The sequence below is a fragment of the Salinibacterium sp. M195 genome (assembly GCF_019443965.1).
Classification (GTDB): Bacteria; Actinomycetota; Actinomycetes; order Actinomycetales; family Microbacteriaceae; genus Rhodoglobus.
The window spans coordinates 2,832,018-2,851,137 of sequence record NZ_CP040814.1 but is presented as its reverse complement, the minus strand read 5'-3'; the positions used below and the strand labels follow the sequence as shown (position 1 = coordinate 2,851,137).

Below are 19,120 nucleotides of genomic sequence, written 5' to 3'. Positions count from 1 at the left end.
GTTTCCGATGTATTACGGGAAAGGGAGTGGTGCGAAACGGGGGTGAAATGTGATTGATAGCGGCCCGAAACAACTGGTCTGACCAGTACACTTGGGTCGTGTCCGATAGTGTTGCACGGACCACGAAGGTCGTCAACACGGGGCGCAAAAAACTCGAAACTCGGCAACAATGATGTGCAGAAGGAAAGCAGATGACAGACAAAACTGAGTTCGTCGCCGTCAAACCCGTGCGCGCCTATGAAGCGATCGTGGAGCAGATAGAGCAAGCGATCGCCACGCGTCAGCTCAATCCCGGCGATCGTTTGCCGAGCGAGCGAGAACTCATGGGCACCTTCGCTGTGAGCCGCGCGACTGTGCGCGAAGCCCTCCGGGTGCTCGAAAGTGGTGGGCTCGTGCGCTCACGCCCCGGAGATCCTCGCGGCCCCGAAATCCTTCAAGCGTCGCCCGCGACGCTGCACAAAGCGATGAACCGGCTGGTGCGCAGTGGCACGATTAAGCTCTCTGAGCTCGTTGAATTTCGGGTGATGCTTGAAGGGGCATCCTGCACCCTGGCCGCAGAGCATCGAACTCCTGAGCAACTAGAAGAAATGCGCGCTGCCGTCGAAGCGATGGAATCGAGCATCGCTGGAGGCTCAGCAGTATTCAGCCAAGCGGACGTCGATTTCCACGCCACGGTGTGGGAGGCAAGTCACAACCAACTCATGCAAATCTGTGGTGACGCCGCCCGCGGTGCACTCGTTGATTTGGTCAACGACCGCATCGATAGTGCGCCAGACTCCGGGGCACAAATGAAACTTTCGCTCGCCCACGACTACGAAATCTTCAACGCCATCGAAGCTCAGGATGGCGCTCGGGCTGGGCACTTGGCCCGAACTTTCGTGATCGAGTACTACGGCGAAATGATTGACAAGGGTGGTCGAAACAGTCTCGCACTTCTCGGAGACGCGAAAGCCTAGCGCCCGGCGCGACGCGCGGAGATAACCCCGGTGTCGAACCCCATGAGGTTGAGCCCGCCATTGAAGCGCGCGTGTTCGACCTTGAGGCAGCGATCCATGACGATCGTGAGCCCCTGCGATTCGGCGTAAACGGCGGCTTCCTCGTTCCAGATCCCTAGCTGCACCCAGATAGTCTTCGCGCCGATGGCGAGTACGTCTTCGACCACGGCGGGGATGTCGCTGGCCTTACGAAACACGTCAACGATGTCGGGCACTTCGGGCAGCGAGGCGAGATCGGGATACGCCTTCTGGCCCAGAATTGTGTCGGCGTTGGGGTTCACGAAATACACGCGGTAGTCGGTCGACTGCAGCAGGTAGGTGCCCACGAAATAGCTGGAACGTGACGGATTGGGGGAGGCTCCGACGATGGCGATTGACTTGGCCGTGCGCAGAATTGCGGCACGCTTTTTGGCATCCGGTCCTACCCAGGTGCGCTGCGACTTCAGCAATTTTGCGAGCGGGGAGCTGGCGGGCAGATCGCAGGTGAGCCCATTGCTGAGCTGAGTGGTCTGCACTTCTTCTGACGACATCCTTAGCCCTTCACTGCTGCGGTCAATGCCTGATCAAGGTCGGCGATGATGTCTTCGGGGTCTTCGATTCCGACACTAATGCGCACAACGCCAGGAAGCACGCCCGCGTCGATCAGTTGCTGTTCGGAGAGCTGCGCATGCGTTGTCGATGCGGGATGAATTACCAGCGTTTTTGCATCACCGATGTTGGCGAGATGGCTGGCTAGCTCAACGCTCTCGATGAATTTCTGGCCGACGGGGCGGCCACCCTTGACTTCAAAGGAGAACACCGAACCGGCACCCTTCGGCAGATACTTCTGCGCACGGTCGAAGTGCGGATGCCCGGGCAGCCCGGCCCAGTACACGGTCTCGATGCGCGGGTCGGCCTCGAGCCACTCCGCAACCGTGCGGGCGTTGTCGACGTGAGCTTGCATCCGGAAGGGAAGAGTTTCGACGCCGGTCGCGAGCAACCAGGCCGAATGCGGCGAGAGGGCTGGACCGATGTCGCGAAGCTGCTCAGCACGCAGCCGTGTGAGGAACGCGTATTCGCCAAAGTTGCCGCTCCAGTTGAGTCCGCCGTAACTGGGTACCGGTTCATCGAAGAGGGGAAAGTTTGCGTTGGCCCAATCGAAACGACCGCTCTCGACCACGACGCCGCCGAGAGTCGTTCCGGCACCACCCAGAAACTTGGTCGCGGAGTGAGTGACAATATCGGCGCCCCACTCGATAGGGCGATTCAGGTACGGGGTCGCAACAGTCGAGTCAATGATGAGCGGGATGTTGTGGGCGTGAGCAACCTCAGCCAGCCCCTCAATGTCCGCGATCTCTCCCGACGGGTTGGCGATGGTCTCCGCAAAGATCAGCTTCGTCTTCGGCGTGATCGCCGCTGCATAATCGGCCGGGTCGGAGGAGCGCACAAAGGTGGTCTCGACCCCGAAACGACGCAGCGTGACATCCAACTGGGTAATGGAGCCGCCATAGAGGTTGGCGCTCGACACAATGTGATCACCGGCACCTGCCAAGGCGGCGAAAGTGATGAACTGCGCGCTCAACCCGCTGCCGGTAGCGACGGCACCGAGGCCGCCCTCGAGCGAAGCAACGCGCTCTTCGAAGCTCGCCACCGTCGGGTTTGCGACCCGCGAATAGATATTGCCGTACTTCTGCAGGGCAAAGCGGGCAGCGGCATCCGCGGTGTCATCAAAGACAAAGGCACTTGTTTGGTAGATCGGCAGGGCGCGAGAACCTGTCGCCGCATCAGGGATGTTGCCCGCGTGAATCGCGCGCGTACGAAAACCATAGTTTCTGTCGGAACCACCCTGATCAGTCATAGTCTCAGGCTACCGAAGCGGATGCCGAGGGCGGACTTTCGACGTAACAGAACGCCACGAAACAGCTGGCTTCCGGTCTCGGAGGGTCGAGCCCGAGCTCGCCTAGACCCAGGTTGGCAACCACCAGCGCAAGCGCAGCAGGTCATAGTCAAGGGTCTGGCCGGTCCACAGGGGCCAGAAGAACACGCTGACCGCAATCACGACGACCACAAACACCGCGACAACGCCGAGGCCGCTCGTTCGTCGATAGCGGTCATCATCGGATCTGCCGACGATCACCCCGAGTGCGGCCACCAACGCCAATATGAGGTACGGCTCGAACACGATTGTGTAGAACTGAAACACGGTGCGGTTCAGGTACAGCAGCCACGGCAGGTAGCCGGCAGCGACTCCCATCAAAATGAAGCCGGTCTGCCCCTGGCGGTAGCGCACCAGTCGGTACAGGAGATACAGCACTGCCGCGGTCGCAGCCCACCAGATGAGAGGGTTGGCGATTCCTGAAATTGAGGCACCGCAGGCATCTGCGAGGCAGCCGCTTTCGCCGCGAACAGAGTTCTCGTAGAACATGCTCGTGGGGCGGATGAGCAACAGCCACGTCAACGGATTCGCCTGATAGGGATGGGGTCGACTTTCGCCAACGTGATAGCTGTACACGCTCGACTGAAAATGCCAGAGACTTTGGATGTCGAGGGGCACCCCGCTGAAGAGCCCTGTCCACGCATTACCGTCGGTTTCGGCCCACGACCGGTCATAGCTGTTGTCGCTGATGAACCAGCTGGTCCAGGATGCGAGATAGACGAGCAGAGCGACCGGAACCGTCAGCAAGAAGCTCACTGGGGCTTGCTTGAAGAGAGTGCCGGAGCCCCAGAAACTGATTCCGGCGCGGCGGCGAGCGAGAGCATCCACCACCAAGCTGTAGATGGCAAAGGCGGCCAAGAAATAGAGGCCGTTCCACTTGACGGCGGCGGCCGCACCGAAGGCGACGGCGGCGAGCATGAGCCACGGTCGCCACCACAAGCTTGGACCCCAGTCGGTAGCCCCACCGCGCAGCCCGCGTCGGCTGATCCATAGTGCTAGCCGGGTGGCCGAGTGCTCACGGTCGAGCAGCATCGCGCCCACCCCGAGCAGGGCGAAGATCATCACAAAGTTATCGAGCAGCGCCACCCGGCTCATGACGATCGCGTTGCCATCAATCGCCATCAACAGCCCGGCAAGCGTTGCCAGTAGCGTCGAACCAAACAGTTTCTTAGCGATCAGCATCAGCACGATGACGGCGAGAATGCCGGCGATGGCCGTCGCGATGCGCCAGCCGAATGGATCCTCGCCTCCGCCCGGCAGCATGCCCAGCCCGATCAACCACTTGCCGAGCGGCGGATGCACCACAAATGACGGGTCGTTCAGAAAAATGTCGACCTTGCCGCTATTGAACAGCGCATCGGCTTCGGCTGGCCATTGCGCCTCGTAGCCGCGGTTCACGAGCGTCCACGAATCCTTCACATAGAAGGTCTCGTCAAAAACGAGCGATGACGGATGCGCGAGGCCAACCAATCGCGTGAACGCGGCGACCAGCACCACTATCGCCGGCCCGACCCATCCGAGCCAGCGGCGGGTCAGCGTACTGCGCGTCGCCCACCAGCGGTCGATTCTCGAGCCCTCGTCGGCGCGTGCTGCGCTGGCAAGGTCAGCGCTCGCCGACGGTTCGTTCGACAGCATGTCGTCGAAGTCGCGTGGGGTGCTCTGGCTCACCCCGCAATGTTACTGACGGAAGCCGCGCGGTGCAGCCATCAGCGCACCGCAACGACACCGCGCGCGCATTAGTCGGCGGCGTCCGTTTCGCCCCAGCGCCCGCTGGGGGTGCCGAAGGATTGCCAAATCCAGGCAACGGCGGTGTCGGCTGGCGGGCGGGGATCCATGGCGAGCCAGGCTTCGATGATGCCGAAAGTGGCACCCGTGATGCTTGCGCTGGCGATTTCGAGCGAGAGGCCATCGAAGGGTTGGGCTCCTTGGGCCACGATCCCGTTGCGCACGATGAGCTTGAGGCGCGTTCGCAGGCGGGAAGCCACGAGCGCTGAGCCGCGTGGGCCGAGGGCGCTCGCGTACACCGCGGCGTTGGCGTCGATGTGGCTGAGGTAGCTGGTGATGGCGGGTGGTGGTTCGCTGCTCTGGGGGTCGAGGTCGACGAGTTGCACTCCGGCATCGTCGGCGGCGGCCTCGATCGCAAAGGCCAGCAGGGTCTCTTTGTCGGCGTAGTGCTGGTAGAAGCTGCTGCGGTTCACACCGGCACGTTCCACGATGTCGCTGACAGTGACTTCGTCGAATGGGCGTTCTTGCGTGAGCGCGAAGAGCGCCTGTTGCAGGCTTCGCCGGGTTCGTTCTACGCGCACATCCATTGTTTGATTCTGGCAGATGTTGCGGCCCTAGATGTGAGTTTTCCGACAGTTGTTGGAAAACTCACTGGTTGCGAATACGATTGGCGCAGGCCCGATGAAGTGCTCGTTTCTGTTGTTCCTACGAGAGGTCCTCTTCAGCATGGCTGAACTTCTGTACCGGCTTGGCCGTCTATCGGCTCGCCGCGCCTGGCTCTTCATCGTGAGCTGGATCGCCGTGCTCGGCATCGCTGTCGGCGGCTTCGCCCTCTTCGGAGGGACCCTCTCGTCAACGATGTCCATTCCGGGCACCGAAACGGAACGCGTTGCCTCCGAACTCACCGACCGCCTCGGCAACATCGGTGGCATTTCGGCGACCGTAGTCTTCGGGTCAGAAGATGGCGAAGAGTTCTCGGCAACTCAGCAGTCCGAGATTACGGATGCTCTCGCGGCGCTGACCTCAAACGACGACGTCAGCGAGGTCATCGACCCCTTCGAGACTGACGCTCAGCGTGCAGAACAAGCGCAACAAATCGTGGATGGCCGCGACCAGATCGAGGCTGGCAAGCAGCAGATCAGCGACGGCCAGACTCAATTGGATGCCGGCACACAACAACTCCAGGCAGGTCAAGCCCAGCTGGATGCCGCCATCGAGCAGGCCAAGGCAGCCGGGTTCTATGAGGCATCCGTCGCCGAGTTCGAAGCGCAGCAGGCCCAGATCGATGCCGGTCTGGCTGAGTTGGCAACTCAGCAAACGGCAATCGATGACAACTCTGCGCTTCTCGAAGAACAAGAGCAGCAGCTCGGCTACGGCGAGCGTCTCATGGATGCCGCGACCGAGATCAGTTTTGTCTCCACCGATGGGGCGACAGCGCTGGGCCTCATCACCTTCGACAGCGAACTGATTGATCTCTCGGGAGAGACCAAGAGCGCGCTTGCGTCACAACTGGATGACATCCAAATTGAGGGAGTGACCGTCGACTATTCGTCGTCGATCGCCACAACCACCGACGGCCTTCTTGGCATTGGTGAGATCATCGGTGTTCTTCTGGCTGGCCTGGTCTTGCTTGTTCTGTTCCGTTCCTTCTTGCCGGCAACGTTGCCAATCCTCTCGTCGATCATCGGTGTCGGGGTTGGTGTTGCGGGTTCGCTCGCCTTCTCGGGTGTTGTCGACATGACCTCGGTGACGCCGATCTTGGGTGTCATGCTCGGACTTGCGGTCGGTATCGACTACACGCTCTTTATCGTGCAGCGCCACCGTCGTCAGCTGGCGGCGGGAATGGATCTTCACGAGTCGATCGGTCTCGCTAACGGAACGTCAGGCAATGCGGTGTTGTTCGCGGGCTCGACGGTTCTGGTGGCACTTCTCGCCCTGAACATCAGCGGCATCCCGTTCCTCGGCGTGATGGGAACGGTCGGCGCGGTCTGCGTACTGGTCTCGGTGCTCATTGCGGTGAGCCTCACTCCGGCGCTGCTGTCACTGCTCGGCACTCGCGTGTTGTCGCGTCGTGCCCGTGCCGCCATTGGTCATGAATCGCAGAAGCAGGTTGCGGCGACTCCGATGCGCACGAGCCGTGCCATTGCGATTCTGGTGCTCGCAACGCTCGGGTTGCTGGTGATCGCCATCCCCGCGCTGTCGATGCGTTTGGGCCTGCCGGATGGGTCGTCTGAGCCTGCCGATTCGACCCAGTACCGCGCGTACACGATGGTCGCCGACGAATTCGGTGCCGGTCAGAATGGCGCGCTCTTGGTTACAGCCAGCCTGCCGACGGCGGTGGATGACGATGCCGTCGTCGAGACCCAGGCCGACCTCGCCGACAGGCTGCTGGCGTTCGATGACGTAGTCGCCGTTGCCCCGGTTGGCGTGTCTGACGAGTCGGATTACTTCGCCTTCCAGGTGATCCCGGTCGATGGTCCATCGAGTGAGTCAACAGGTCAACTCGTTCACGATCTGCGTGACAGTTCGCCGCTCGCCGGGGGAATCGAACTGGGTGTTGCTGGCTCGGCCAGTGGAAATATCGACATCTCCGAGAAGCTTTCCGACGTGTTGCCGCTCTACCTTGCGGTAGTCGTCGGGCTGTCGCTGCTCATCCTGATTCTGGTGTTCCGCTCGCTGCTGGTGCCGCTTGTTGCGACCATCGGTTACGTGCTGTCGCTGCTGGCAGCCTTCGGCGCGATGGTCGCCGTGTACCAGTGGGGCTGGCTCGGTGCGGTATTCGGAGTCACCGATCCCGGACCGCTACTGAACTTCGCGCCGATTCTCATCATGGGAGTGCTGTTCGGTCTCGCGATGGACTACCAGCTGTTCCTTGTCTCGGGAATGCGCGAAGCGTACGTTCACGGTGTGCCGGCGAAGGCCGCCGTGATGAGTGGACTGCGCAGCGGACGAGCTGTCGTCACCGCCGCGGCCATCATCATGATCGCTGTCTTTGGTGGCTTCGTGTTCTCGCACCTCGCGATGGTGCGACCGCTCGGCTTCGGTCTTGCCGTCGGCGTGCTCTTCGACGCCTTCGTGGTGCGGATGCTGCTCATCCCGTCGCTCATGCACTTGCTCGGTGCTTCCGCATGGTGGCTCCCGAAGTGGCTCGATCGCATCTTGCCGAGCGTGGATGTTGAGGGTGCGGCTCTCGAGCGCAGTCATCCCATGCATGTTGCGGCTTCGGATGATGCGAGCAGCAATTCAGAGACCCAACCGGCCGTGCGTTAGCGACTGACAATAAGCAGCTAACAACTGATCGCGCTGCCCGGAGAGGCTTTCCGCTACAGCGGAGTCTCTTCGGGCAGTAGTGCGTTCGGCCCAGCTCCGGGTTCGCCTGGCACACGGGATGCCGCCCGCACTGCCCCGATGGAGGCCGCGATCACGAGCGCAATTCCGACTCCCTGCAGCAAGCTGATGGTCTGCCCGAGTACGAAGAATCCGGCACCGGTGGCGATGGCGGGAGCGAGGGCCATGAGCACCGAGAATGCCGCGGCCGAAATGCGGCGAAGCGCGATCAGCTCAAGCGCGTAGGGGATTGCTGATGAACAAATGGCGACAGCGAGCCCGCGCACCAGGATGGACGGTTCGAGAAGAGTGCTGCCAGCTTGCGAGATTCCAAAGGGCAGGCTGATGATCGCGCCGATCGCCATGGCGATGGCGAGACCATCCAGGCCGGCGAAGACTTGCCCGGTCTTGCGTGACGCCAAAATATAGCCGGCCCATGACACGGCGGCGGCGAGCGCGAAGGCAACACCGACGGGGTCGAGGGCGCCGATGCTACCGAGGCTGAGCAGGGCGACTCCGGCGAACGCGAGCACGGCCCACAGCCAGGCGCTGGCGCGGCGGGCGACGATAACCGAGAGCACGAGGGGGCCGAGTACCTCAATCGTGACGGTCGCGCCAAGGTCGACGCGAGAGAGGGCTTCATAGAACAGCAGGTTCATGCCGCCGAGCGAAATGCCGAAGATGACGGCCATGAGCCAAGCGCGCTTCGAGATGGCGCGAAGGTTGGGGCGGGCAATCGCGAGCAAAATCGCGGCCGAGAAGACGAGCCGCAGCGAGACCATTCCGGCAGGGCCGACCTCGGGGAACAACAGCACCGCTACCGAGGCGCCTACATCCTGAAAGATCAAGCCGAGCACGACGAGCATGACGGCGCCGAGAGGGGTTCCCCTCAAGGGCGGCGGAGTCGACATAGTGCAAGACTACGACCTCACAAGGGCTGCTCTGCGCGCGCGAGGCAGCCGAATATGGCGCGCTCAGCGCGGGTGGGAGAATGGCGGGGTGATCATTCTTGCGGCGACTCCCATCGGCAACCTTGGCGACGCGTCTCAGCGCCTCATCGAAGCTCTCACGAACGCTGAGGTGATCGCCAGCGAAGACACCCGCACGACGATCCATCTCATGCGCGCTCTCGGCATCGAGAACCGACCGCGGCTCATTCCGCTACACGAACACAATGAGTCAGAGAAGGCCGCCGAGATCGTTGAGCTGGCCCGTAACGCTGACGTTCTGGTGCTGAGCGATGCCGGGATGCCCGCCATCAGCGACCCCGGATTCCCGCTCGTTTCGGCAGCCGCCGCTGCCGGGGTCACCGTGACAGCTCTGCCAGGACCGAGTGCTGTGCTCACGGCGCTCGCCGTCTCCGGTCTACCGACCGACCGCTTCAGCTTCGAAGGCTTCCTGCCGCGCAAGGGAAGAGTCGCCTACTTCCGCACTCTCGCTCGCGAAGAGCGCACGATGGTGTTCTTCGAAAGCCCCAATCGCCTTCCGGCAGCGCTCGCCGACTTGGCCACGGCACTCGGCGACGACCGGCGCGCGGTGGTCTGCCGCGAGCTCACCAAAATGTACGAAGAAGTTGCGCGCGGCACCGCCGCCGAGCTCGCCGCGAAGTTCAAAGATGGCGCTCGGGGCGAGATATGTCTGGTCGTTGAGGGCGCCCCGCCCGCGACATCCGACCTACCAACCGCGGTCAGCTACGTGCTCGCGCTGGTCGCCGATGGTGCCCGGCTAAAAGAAGCCTCAACCGAAGTCGCTGAGCAGACCGGGCTCAGCAAGCGCGAACTGTACGAAGCGGCCCTGCGCTCGAAATAGCTGCTGCGATCACAGTAGCCGCAACGCTCGACGTAGCCGCAGGGCCCAGGCTGCTGAAAGACTCGGGCCGATCAGGCCTGTGACTCGCAGGCAACCTTCAATTCGTGGTGGTCTTTGGTGAGCGCCTTCTTCGTCACGCCCAGGAAAAGTAAGCCGACAATGCTCATGAGGCGTGCTCCGAAGGTCAGCGGCGTCATCGTGAAGCGATAGTCAAGGCGCGTGCCTCCGTGACTCGGCATGAACAGGTACACGCTTTGATAGTGCGTGCCGTGGGATTCCGCATCGACCGTGTACGACACATCCTGTTCGTAATCGGTAACCCACATCACTTCGGTCGCTTCTTTGCCAGCAAACGTGCGCGTTTCTCGCCACTTAGTGCCGATCTTCAGCTGTGCTGGACCTTCAAGCAACTCAAGGGAAATGATTCCACTGACGTTGGTGGGCGTGCTGTCAAGGTCACAGAAGACCTCGAACACTCGCTCCACCGGTGCGTCGATGTGCACGCTATCGGTGATCTTCATTGAGTCTCCCTTGTGCGGTGTCGCGATGTGATGCTCCGGGCGCAGGGTCTGCACTGCGCCCGGAGATTCAGCCTACGACGTTACGCGGCAACCTGCACTTGAGCGGCCGCGGGCGTCGCCGTTGCGCTCTTGCGCACGAAGCGCTTGAGGGCGACCACGATCAGCGCTGTGATGATGGTTCCCGCAATGATTGCGACGAGGAACAGGGGGAACGGGTTGATCGCGAAGAACACGAAGACGCCACCGTGCGGTGCCTGCGAGGTGACTCCGAACGCCATGATGATTCCACCCGTAACCGCACTACCGATCGCACTGGCGGGGATCACGCGCAGCGGGTCAGCAGCAGCGAACGGAATGGCTCCTTCAGAGATGAACGACGCACCAAGCAACCACGCTGCCTTGCCGTTTTCCTTCTCGACGGGCGAGAACAGGCGGCGAGCCAGAACGGTGGAGGCGAGAGCCATCGCGAGAGGCGCAACCATTCCCGATGCCATAACGGCGGCCATGATCATCCACGGTGCCTGGTTGTCGATTGCACCGGCACCGAGACCAGCAACAGCAAACGCATAGGCGACTTTGTTGACAGGGCCACCGAGATCGAAGCCCATCATGGCTCCCAGAATGAGACCGAGAACGACAGCGGATGCACCACTCAAGCCGTTGAGGAAGTCGTTGAGGCCAACGGTGAGGGCCGCGATCGGTCCACCGAGAATGAGCACCATCAAGCCCGAAGCGAAGATCGACGCCAGCAGCGGGATCACGACAACGGGCATGAGGCCACGGAACCAGGCCGCGGTCTTGCGCTGGGCGAGCCAGTGAGCGGCAACACCGGCGAGGAGACCACCGACGATTCCGCCGAGGAAGCCTGCACCCATGAGACCAGCAACAGCACCGGCGGTGAAGCCGGGGGCGATACCGGGGCGGTCGGCAATCGCGTAGGCAATGTAACCGGCAAGGGCGGGAACAAGGAAGCCCATCGAGGCCTGACCGATCTTGAAGGCCGCGGCACCGAGGTACGCGCCGACTCCGCCATCGGGCAGATTCCACAGACTGTTTTGCGTGATGATGTCGCCAGCGGTGTCGGTGATCAAGTATCCACCGAGCAAGAAGCCGAGGGCGATCAGTAGACCGCCGCCGGCCACGAACGGAATCATGTAGCTCACGCCGGTGAGTAGGGCGCGCTGCACTGTCTGGCCGAAGTGCTCATCGGTGGTGCTTCTCGTGCTCTCGGCGGCCGCTTCGCCACCGGCAACGCGAGTCGCGTTGGGGTCGCTAGCGGCGGCGAGGGCTTCGGCGATCATCGCGTCAGGCGCATCTATACCGCGCTTGACTGGCGACTGCACAAGGGGCTTGCCCGCGAAACGGCCCTTGTCGCGAACATCCACATCAACAGCAAAGATGACAGCGGATGCCGCAGCAATAACCGCAGGATCAATCGGCGTTGCGCCAGAAGAACCTTGAGTCTCGACGTGGAGTTCCACGCCAGCTCGTTCTGCGGCGGCGGCGAGTGAATCGGCCGCCATGTAGGTGTGCGCGATGCCGGTGGGGCACGCGGTAACGGCAATGAGCACGGGGCGTGCTTCGTTATCGGTGGCCGGGGCAGCATGCTTCGCGGCGCTCGCACCAGAACCACCACCAGAACCACCACCAGCGGCGGCGGGCTCTGCCTTCTCTTCCGGCGCAGTCGCCTGCTCAACGAGGGCAACGATGTCTTCGCGGGTAGCAGCCGCACGCAGGCTGTCGACGAACTCGGGGTTCACGAGGGACCGGGCAAGAGCAGACAGCACCGTGAGATGTTCTTTGTCGGCGCCGGCGGGGGCGGCGATCAGGAAAACGAGGTCGGCCGGAGCATCCGTCGCTCCGAAGTCAACGGCAGGCGCAAGGCGAGCCATCACGAGGGTGGGTTCGGTGACGGCTTCTGAGCGGCAGTGAGGGATTGCGATTCCGCCGGGAACGCCGGTATCGGTGAGCTGCTCTCGTGCCCAAGCGTCGTCAAAAAGCGACTCGGCATTGGTGGCGCGGCCTTGTTCGGCGACGAGATGCGTCAGCGCACGAATGACACCTTCGCGATTGGTGCCGAGATCGGCGTCCAAAAGCACGAGGTCAGTGGTGATGAGTTGCGACATTGCTTTCTCCTTGTGTACAGCAGTGGTGGTGCTGAGGTTTAGCGGTGGTCCGCTCGGCTGAGCACGAACACTTCAGCGGAATCGGGTTTGGTCTGTTCGGGGCTTGGCATGGTGCTGCCGGGCAGGGATGCGGCGGCAGCGCCGTGAGCGACAGCCTGCGCGAGACGTCGTTCTGGTGTTGCGCCGCGTTGGTCGGCGAGCAGGTAGCCGGCGAGGGAGGCGTCTCCTGCGCCGACGGTGCTCTTGGCGGCGACCGGCGGCATGGTGGCTCGCCAAGTCTCGTCGGCGGTGATGAGAAGAGCTCCGCGCGAGCCGAGGGTGGCGAGTACAGCACGACAGCCGCGTTGCACGAGGCTCAGAGCGGCAGTAGCCGCGGCATCCGGGTCGCTCTCGAAGGTGTCTGGAAGGCCTGTCAGTTCGGCGAGCTCTTCAGAGTTGGGCTTGATGAGGTCGACGCCAACACCCGATTCGATGAGGGCGAGCATCGGTGCACCCGAGGAATCGACCGCAATGCGCGGGGGCTGACTGTCGGTCGCCGCCCGAATTGCCTGCACAACGCGCACATAAAAGTCATCGCTGAGCCCGGGAGGGAGCGAGCCGGCGAGCACTACCCATTCTGCGCGGCGGGAGTGCGACACGACCAGTGCGATGAGTGCGGCATCGTCGGCGGTGGTGAGTTGCGGGCCCGGCTCGTTGATCTTGGTTGTCGTGCCGTCAGGTTCGGTGATCGTCACGTTGGACCGCACGCGGCCCGCGATCGGCAGGCCAGCGGTCGGGGTGTGTTCGGCGCGCAATGCAACCAGCATTGGGTCTGAGGCATCACCGGGGAGCACGGCAATGGTGTCCAAGCCGGAGGCAATCAGTGCGCGCGACACATTCACGCCCTTGCCGCCTGGCTGCTCACTGCTCGAAACCGAGCGCTGAACTTCACCGCGCTCGAGAGCGGAGTCGAGCTCGATCGTGCGGTCGAGGCTGGGGTTGGCGGTGACGGTGACGATCATGCGATCACCGTTTCAACACCCGCGTGCTCGAGGGCGAGAGTGAGGTCGTCGGCGGGGGAGCGGTCGGTGATGATCGTGTCGACCTCCGCGAGCGATGCGAAGTTCATGAGGGTTTCGATGCCGAGCTTCGAGGCATCGACAAGGGCGATCGCGCGACGCGAGCCGCGAGTGAGGGCACTCTTGACTGCTGCTTCGTCGGGGTCTGGCGTGCTGAAACCAAAGTCGGCGTGAACACCGTTGGCACCCAGGAATGCGATGTCGGGGCGCATGCCCGCAAGCTGGTTGAGCGTTGCGGAGCCGACCGCAGCCCCCGTGATGCCGCGCAAGCGACCGCCGATGAGCTGAATCTCAATGTGTGGGTTCTCGCTCACAATCGCCGCGATCGAGATCGAATTGGTGATAATCGTCAGCGAACCAGTGGATGTCGCGGGCTGCCAGTCCCGCAAGTGCTGAGCCAGGCGGCTCGTCGTGGTGCCCGAGTCGATGCTGATGGCGCCAGTGAACGTGGGCGGGATAAGAGCCATCGCGGCCAGCGCAATGCGCTCTTTCGCAGCAGAGTTGCGGTCGGTGCGGGCGGCGACACTTTCTTCGACGCGACTAATCCGGGCCGCCGAGACCGCACCACCGTGCACGCGGCGCAATACGCCTCGTGCTTCGAGCTGATCGAGGTCTCGACGGACCGTTTCGCTTGACACGTCGAACGTGCGAGCGAGGTCGATTACGGCGACGCGACCGGCTTCAGCAAGTTGTCCCTCTATGTGCTGTTGCCGCTCTTCTGCGTACATTCCGTAATCTCCTTTGATTTACCAACGCACCCGAATGCGTTCCTGTGAGAGTACGCCCGTTCTTGTCGAAATGCAACACAAATACAGATAAACCCACAGACTCCCACATTGGGGAGTCGGGCATCCGTCTCCCGAGCAGGCCGCTAACGCACCCGGCGTAATCAATCGATACAGGCGAATACAATGAAGGCATGTCTGCCGGCGACTCCTTCTATATTGCGACGCCCATTTTCTATGTGAACGACGTTCCCCACATTGGGCACGCGTACACGGAGGTGGCCGCCGATGTTCTCGCGCGCTGGCACCGTCAGCGGGGTGAAGACGCCTGGCTGCTCACGGGAACCGACGAGCACGGCCAGAAGATTCTGCGCACCGCAGTCGCAAACAACACGACTCCACAAGAGTGGGCCGACCGCCTCGTTGCCGATTCATGGCAGCCGCTGCTTGAAACGATCGACATCGCCAACGATGACTTTATTCGCACCACCGACGAGCGTCACGAGAAGGCTGTCGCAACCTTCCTGCAGCGTCTCTATGACGACGGCCACATTTATGCTGGCGAGTACGAGGGCTATTACTGCGTTGGGTGCGAAGAGTACAAGCAGCTCGATGACCTCGTCACCGCTCCCGACGGTGACTACAAGGGCCAGCTGGTGTGCGCCATCCACTCGCGCCCGGTCGAGATCCTCAAAGAGAAAAACTACTTCTTCCGTATGAGTGACTTCGGGCAGAAGCTGCTCGACCTGTACGAAAGCCAGCCCGACTTCGTGCAGCCCGCTAGCGTGCGCAACGAAATCATCCAGTTCGTCAAGCAGGGCCTCGACGACCTCTCCATTTCGCGCTCCAGCTTCGACTGGGGTGTCAAAGTTCCGTGGGATGAAACTCACGTCGTGTACGTCTGGTTCGACGCCCTCCTCAACTACATCAGCGCCATCGGCTACGGCGTCGACGACGAACAGTTCGCCAAGCGCTGGCCCGCCGTGCAACTTGTCGGCAAAGACATTGCTCGTTTCCACGCCGTCATTTGGCCCGCGATGCTCATGGCTGCAGACCTCCCGGTGCCGCGTGCCGTCTTCGGCCACGGCTGGTTGCTTGTCGGCGGTGAAAAGATGTCTAAGTCGAAGTTGACCGGCATCGCGCCAACCCAGATCACCGACACCTTCGGCTCCGATGCTTTCCGCTACTACTTCATGAGCGCCATCACCTTCGGTCAAGACGGTTCCTTCAGCTGGGAAGACCTGAGCGCGCGCTACCAAGCAGAACTGGCCAACGGCTTCGGAAACCTTGCCTCGCGCGTTATTGCGATGGTGAATAAGTACTTCGATGGTGAGATCCCGACGCTCGGTGAGCTGACGGCATCCGACGAAGCAATCATTGCGACGCAGAAGCGTGCGACCGAGAAGTCGAACGCCCTCATCGATAAGTTTGCAATCAACGAAGCGCTGGCCTCGGTGTGGGAGCTTGTGGATGAACTCAACGGGTACATCACGGAGCAAGAGCCGTGGGCGCTGTCGAAAGACCCTGCCAACCGCGAACGCCTCGGCACCGTACTGGCCACGACGGTCAACGGTTTGGGCACGCTCGCCATCCTTCTTTCGCCCGTGCTTCCTAAGGCAACCGAAAAGCTCTGGCAAGCCATCGGTGGTGTTGGCGAACTGCGCGAGCAGCGCATTGATGATGCCACGAACTGGTCGAACACCGGTCGCGTGACCGCGCTCGAATCATCGCTGTTCCCGCGCATCGAAGTGGATGCCGAAAGCGGCACGGCGTGACCGAACCGTTCATCAGGCAACGCCACCGCAGCACCGACGAAAAAGCGTCCGAGAAGCTGCAATACCCGCCGCTGCCAGACCCGCTTGACGGCGTTGTTTACGATAATCACACGCACCTCGAGATTGCTGACGGCGGGCCCGATAACCAGCTCGACTTTCATGAGCACTTGGCGCGGGCCGCTTCGGTCGGGGTTCGTGGCGTCGTTCAGGTCGGCACGGATGTCGCAACGAGCCGATGGTCGGCTGAATTGGCCGCTTCCAACCCTCGTGTTCTCGCAGCGGTAGCAATTCACCCGAACGACGCTCCCGAGCTTGAAGCGGCAGGGGAGTTGGATACTGCGCTCGCCGCCATCGACGAACTTGCCGCCCTTCCTCGGGTGCGTGCCGTCGGCGAAACAGGTCTCGACTTTTACCGCACGGATGACGACGGTCGCCCCGCGCAGTTCCGTTCCTTCGAAGCGCACATTGCGATTGCCAAGCGGCACGGCTTAGCGCTGCAGATTCACGATCGCGACGCCCACGACGAGGTCATTGAGACGCTGTTGAGGATCGGCGCTCCCGAGCGCACCGTCTTCCACTGCTTCTCGGGTGATGCGGCGATGGCGCGCATTGCAGCCGACAACGGTTGGTTCTTGTCGTTCGCGGGAACGGTCACGTTCAAGAACGCGGCGAACCTGCGCGAAGCGCTTTCGGTGATCGATCTCGACCGCATCATGGTCGAGACCGACGCTCCGTACCTCACACCGCATCCGCTGCGTGGCCGGCCGAATGCGCCGTACTTGATGCCGCATACGGTGCGCGCGATGGCGACGCATCTCGAGATCAGCGAGCTCGAGCTTTCGGCGCAGCTTGCCGCCACCACCGAGGCCGTTTATGGCTCGTGGGATACCGAACTTCCCCCGGGCGTTGATGCCGCACCGGCACGCTCGGCAGCGCACACAACAATGAACGCAGGCACCCGATGAGCACCCTGCTCGGCCCCGCTGAGATCCGCGATCTCGCCGACCTTCTCGGCATCCAGCCCACCAAGAAGTTGGGCCAAAACTTTGTTATTGATCCCAACACGGTGCGCCGCATTGTGAAAGCCGCGCACGTTGTCTCTGGCGAAACGGTGGTCGAGGTCGGCCCAGGGCTGGGTTCGCTCACGCTCGGGTTGCTCGAGACCGGGGCATCCGTTGTTGCCGTCGAAATCGATAAGCGTCTTGCCGCCCAGTTGCCACTCACGGTCAGTCAGATGCAGCCGGATGCTCAGCTCACGGTTATCACCGATGACGCCTTGCGCGTCACTGAGTTGCCCGACGACCCTCGTGTTTTCGTGGCGAACCTGCCCTACAACGTGTCGGTTCCGGTGTTGCTGCATTTCTTGGAGCACTTCGATTCGCTCGATCGCGGGCTCGTGATGGTGCAGGCCGAGGTCGGCAATCGTGTAGCGGCAGGCCCCGGCAGCAAGGTTTATGGTTCGCCGAGCATCAAGGCTGCCTGGTACGGCGAGTTCTCCACCGCCGGTCTCGTAAGCCGCCAAGTCTTCTGGCCCGTTCCCAACGTCGACTCGGTGCTCGTTCGTTTTGAGCGACGCGAACAGCCCGGAACGATCGAGGAGCGCAAGGCCACCTTCGCCTTAGTGGATGCCGCCTTCCAGCAGCGTCGCAAAATGTTGCGTCAGTCGCTCTCTAGTTTGTTGGGCAGCTCGACCGCCGCCTCCGATCGGCTTATTGCGGCGGGTGTCGCGCCAACGGCTCGGGGCGAGGAGCTCACGGTGCACGATTTCCTTGCAATTGCTCGCGCCGAGTAGCGACGTTTGTCCCGGGTGATGCTGCTGCCAACATTGACCATTCCGTTTGGTGCCGAACGACGGTAGGTTGGCTTCATGTCTGATGCACCGAGCACGTCCCCTAGCGATCGCGATGTTCTTGAGGGCACGGGGCGGCATCCAGATGAATGGTTCGCCTTTCTCGATATGGCTGGCGCATCGAAGTGGCAGCATGCCGAGTTCCTGAGCTGGTTTGAGGTCAATGCTGGCCACGTGAGCACCGAGTGGGCAGAGTCGGTCACGGCTCGATATGCCGCGATTCGCGGGCTCACTATTTCGAAGTAAATTCGCGCGGGTAACGAGACGTTCACAATTTTTCGGTGACAGTCGCTATCCACGCCCCCGCGCACAGACAGGTCCACCGCACAAGGTAAGTTTGGTTCATGACTTCCGTGCCGGCAGCCTCCACAATGGTTCATGCACGAGCCCCTGGCAAGATCAATGTCTTCCTCAAGGTGGGCTCGCTGCTCGACGACGGCTACCACGATGTGGCAATCGCCTATCAGGCAGTCTCGCTTCACGAAGACGTACGCGCATTTCATGCCGACGATTTCTCTGTGTCGATCTCAGGAACCGTCAATTTGTCGCGAGTTCCCACTGATGGCTCGAACATTGCGATCAAGGCCGCTCGACTTCTTGCGCGGCGCACTGGCTATCGCGGCGGGGTTCGTCTCGAGATCGAGAAGCACGTGCCCGTTACCGGTGGCATGGGTGGTGGATCTGCGGATGCCGCGGCAACACTTCTTGCCTGTGACGCTTTATGGGGCACCGGTGTCTCTCGCGAGCAGATGCTCGGCATGGCGGCGGAACTTGGCGCTGACGTGCCGTTTGCGCTTACTGGCGGAACAGCAATAGGTACAGGTCGTGGCGACCAGCTCAGCCCCGCTCTGGCCAAAGGGCAGTTTCAGTGGGTGTTGGCACTCTCCGACTCCGGGCTCTCCACTCCGGAGGTGTACAACGAGCTCGACCTTCATCGCGAACGCCATGCACAAGACATATTTCCGGCCGAAGTCGCGCCCAGTGTCGAGACGGATGTTCTTCAGGCCTTGCGCGCGGGTGATCCCCACATGCTTGCCGAAAGTCTCCACAATGACCTTCAGGCACCGGCCCTTCATATGGAGCCTTCATTGGCTGCGGTCATTGAGCTTGGCGAGAAAAATGGCGCCCTTGCGGGGATAGTTTCGGGTTCGGGGCCGACCGTTGCGTTCTTGACTGCCGACCTCGATTCGGCTCTTGAACTGCAAATTGCGCTGAGTGCGGCGCAGATGAATGTGGTGCGAGCCACGGGTCCGGTGCACGGGGCGCGAATCATCAACGACTAACCCGGCTAGGCT

17 protein-coding genes are annotated in these 19,120 nt (G+C 62.0%); 8 read left to right on the top strand and 9 right to left on the bottom strand.

Going from position 1 to position 19,120, the window contains the following annotated elements; genetic code table 11:
- The first annotated feature begins 191 nt into the window (after positions 1-191).
- Positions 192-956 (top strand): FadR/GntR family transcriptional regulator, encoded by a 765-nt coding sequence (locus FFT87_RS13655; protein WP_219949221.1) that lies wholly within the window; start codon positions 192-194, stop codon positions 954-956.
- Here FFT87_RS13655 and FFT87_RS13650 read toward each other — a convergent pair.
- The 4 genes from FFT87_RS13650 to FFT87_RS13635 form a co-directional block, all read right to left on the bottom strand.
- Entirely contained in the window at positions 953-1,525 is a 573-nt protein-coding gene (locus FFT87_RS13650; protein WP_219949220.1) for a CoA-binding protein, read from the bottom strand. The genes FFT87_RS13655 and FFT87_RS13650 overlap by 4 nt on opposite strands.
- Before the next feature lie 2 nt (positions 1,526-1,527).
- On the bottom strand, positions 1,528-2,832 hold the full coding sequence (locus tag FFT87_RS13645; protein ID WP_219949219.1) for an O-acetylhomoserine aminocarboxypropyltransferase/cysteine synthase family protein: 1,305 nt from the start codon (positions 2,830-2,832) through the stop codon (positions 1,528-1,530).
- Between the two features lie 102 nt (positions 2,833-2,934).
- A complete protein-coding gene (locus FFT87_RS13640) occupies positions 2,935-4,578 on the bottom strand; it encodes a dolichyl-phosphate-mannose--protein mannosyltransferase (RefSeq protein WP_219949218.1) in 1,644 nt (547 codons plus the stop codon).
- Between the two features lie 68 nt (positions 4,579-4,646).
- Complete coding sequence (locus tag FFT87_RS13635; RefSeq protein ID WP_219949217.1) at positions 4,647-5,222, bottom strand: TetR/AcrR family transcriptional regulator; 576 nt, start codon at positions 5,220-5,222, stop codon at positions 4,647-4,649.
- A gap of 139 nt (positions 5,223-5,361) precedes the next feature.
- On the opposite strand from FFT87_RS13635, the gene FFT87_RS13630 reads away from it, so the two are divergent.
- Positions 5,362-7,905 carry an MMPL family transporter gene (locus FFT87_RS13630; RefSeq protein WP_219949216.1) on the top strand — a complete coding sequence of 848 codons (2,544 nt, stop codon included), beginning with the start codon at positions 5,362-5,364 and terminating at the stop codon, positions 7,903-7,905.
- Positions 7,906-7,958: 53 nt separating this feature from the next.
- Here the strand turns inward: FFT87_RS13630 and FFT87_RS13625 are convergent, their stop codons facing one another.
- Positions 7,959-8,828 (bottom strand): DMT family transporter, encoded by an 870-nt coding sequence (locus tag FFT87_RS13625; protein WP_219950850.1) that lies wholly within the window; start codon positions 8,826-8,828, stop codon positions 7,959-7,961.
- A gap of 133 nt (positions 8,829-8,961) precedes the next feature.
- Between FFT87_RS13625 and rsmI the strand changes: the two genes are divergently transcribed.
- Complete coding sequence (rsmI, locus tag FFT87_RS13620) at positions 8,962-9,771, top strand: 16S rRNA (cytidine(1402)-2'-O)-methyltransferase (protein WP_219949215.1); 810 nt, start codon at positions 8,962-8,964, stop codon at positions 9,769-9,771.
- Between the two features lie 71 nt (positions 9,772-9,842).
- On the opposite strand, the gene FFT87_RS13615 is transcribed toward rsmI, so the two are convergent.
- From FFT87_RS13615 to FFT87_RS13600, 4 genes are all read right to left on the bottom strand, one after another.
- Entirely contained in the window at positions 9,843-10,292 is a 450-nt protein-coding gene (locus FFT87_RS13615; RefSeq protein WP_219949214.1) for an SRPBCC family protein, read from the bottom strand.
- A gap of 80 nt (positions 10,293-10,372) precedes the next feature.
- Complete coding sequence (locus tag FFT87_RS13610; protein ID WP_219949213.1) at positions 10,373-12,418, bottom strand: fructose-specific PTS transporter subunit EIIC; 2,046 nt, start codon at positions 12,416-12,418, stop codon at positions 10,373-10,375.
- Positions 12,419-12,456: 38 nt separating this feature from the next.
- Positions 12,457-13,419 carry a 1-phosphofructokinase family hexose kinase gene (locus FFT87_RS13605; protein ID WP_219949212.1) on the bottom strand — a complete coding sequence of 321 codons (963 nt, stop codon included), beginning with the start codon at positions 13,417-13,419 and terminating at the stop codon, positions 12,457-12,459.
- On the bottom strand, positions 13,416-14,204 hold the full coding sequence (locus tag FFT87_RS13600) for a DeoR/GlpR family DNA-binding transcription regulator (protein ID WP_219949211.1): 789 nt from the start codon (positions 14,202-14,204) through the stop codon (positions 13,416-13,418). The genes FFT87_RS13605 and FFT87_RS13600 overlap by 4 nt, the downstream gene beginning before the upstream one ends.
- A 191-nt stretch (positions 14,205-14,395) precedes the next feature.
- On the opposite strand from FFT87_RS13600, the gene metG reads away from it, so the two are divergent.
- From metG to FFT87_RS13575, 5 genes are all read left to right on the top strand, one after another.
- Positions 14,396-15,976, top strand: coding sequence for a methionine--tRNA ligase (metG, locus tag FFT87_RS13595; RefSeq protein WP_219949210.1), 1,581 nt, complete (start codon positions 14,396-14,398; stop codon positions 15,974-15,976).
- Positions 15,973-16,941 carry a TatD family hydrolase gene (locus FFT87_RS13590; RefSeq protein ID WP_219949209.1) on the top strand — a complete coding sequence of 323 codons (969 nt, stop codon included), beginning with the start codon at positions 15,973-15,975 and terminating at the stop codon, positions 16,939-16,941. Before metG ends, FFT87_RS13590 begins: the two co-directional genes overlap by 4 nt.
- Positions 16,938-17,768: a 16S rRNA (adenine(1518)-N(6)/adenine(1519)-N(6))-dimethyltransferase RsmA gene (gene rsmA / locus FFT87_RS13585; RefSeq protein WP_219949208.1), complete on the top strand. Its 831-nt coding sequence runs from the start codon at positions 16,938-16,940 to the stop codon at positions 17,766-17,768. Before FFT87_RS13590 ends, rsmA begins: the two co-directional genes overlap by 4 nt.
- A 75-nt stretch (positions 17,769-17,843) precedes the next feature.
- Complete coding sequence (locus FFT87_RS13580; RefSeq protein WP_219949207.1) at positions 17,844-18,071, top strand: 4-diphosphocytidyl-2C-methyl-D-erythritol kinase; 228 nt, start codon at positions 17,844-17,846, stop codon at positions 18,069-18,071.
- Between the two features lie 98 nt (positions 18,072-18,169).
- Positions 18,170-19,108, top strand: coding sequence for a 4-(cytidine 5'-diphospho)-2-C-methyl-D-erythritol kinase (locus tag FFT87_RS13575; RefSeq protein WP_219949206.1), 939 nt, complete (start codon positions 18,170-18,172; stop codon positions 19,106-19,108).
- Positions 19,109-19,120: the final 12 nt, after the last annotated feature.

Coding starts and splice junctions, on each gene's coding strand:
- FFT87_RS13655 (WP_219949221.1), top strand. CDS start 192: ATGACAGACAAAACTGAGTTCGTCGCCGTCAAACCCGTGCGCGCCTAT.
- FFT87_RS13650 (WP_219949220.1), bottom strand. CDS start 1,525: ATGTCGTCAGAAGAAGTGCAGACCACTCAGCTCAGCAATGGGCTCACC.
- FFT87_RS13645 (WP_219949219.1), bottom strand. CDS start 2,832: ATGACTGATCAGGGTGGTTCCGACAGAAACTATGGTTTTCGTACGCGC.
- FFT87_RS13635 (WP_219949217.1), bottom strand. CDS start 5,222: ATGGATGTGCGCGTAGAACGAACCCGGCGAAGCCTGCAACAGGCGCTC.
- FFT87_RS13630 (WP_219949216.1), top strand. CDS start 5,362: ATGGCTGAACTTCTGTACCGGCTTGGCCGTCTATCGGCTCGCCGCGCC.
- FFT87_RS13625 (WP_219950850.1), bottom strand. CDS start 8,828: ATGCTCGTCGTGCTCGGCTTGATCTTTCAGGATGTAGGCGCCTCGGTA.
- FFT87_RS13615 (WP_219949214.1), bottom strand. CDS start 10,292: ATGAAGATCACCGATAGCGTGCACATCGACGCACCGGTGGAGCGAGTG.
- FFT87_RS13610 (WP_219949213.1), bottom strand. CDS start 12,418: ATGTCGCAACTCATCACCACTGACCTCGTGCTTTTGGACGCCGATCTC.
- FFT87_RS13605 (WP_219949212.1), bottom strand. CDS start 13,419: ATGATCGTCACCGTCACCGCCAACCCCAGCCTCGACCGCACGATCGAG.
- FFT87_RS13600 (WP_219949211.1), bottom strand. CDS start 14,204: ATGTACGCAGAAGAGCGGCAACAGCACATAGAGGGACAACTTGCTGAA.
- metG (WP_219949210.1), top strand. CDS start 14,396: ATGTCTGCCGGCGACTCCTTCTATATTGCGACGCCCATTTTCTATGTG.
- rsmA (WP_219949208.1), top strand. CDS start 16,938: ATGAGCACCCTGCTCGGCCCCGCTGAGATCCGCGATCTCGCCGACCTT.
- FFT87_RS13580 (WP_219949207.1), top strand. CDS start 17,844: ATGTCTGATGCACCGAGCACGTCCCCTAGCGATCGCGATGTTCTTGAG.
- FFT87_RS13575 (WP_219949206.1), top strand. CDS start 18,170: ATGACTTCCGTGCCGGCAGCCTCCACAATGGTTCATGCACGAGCCCCT.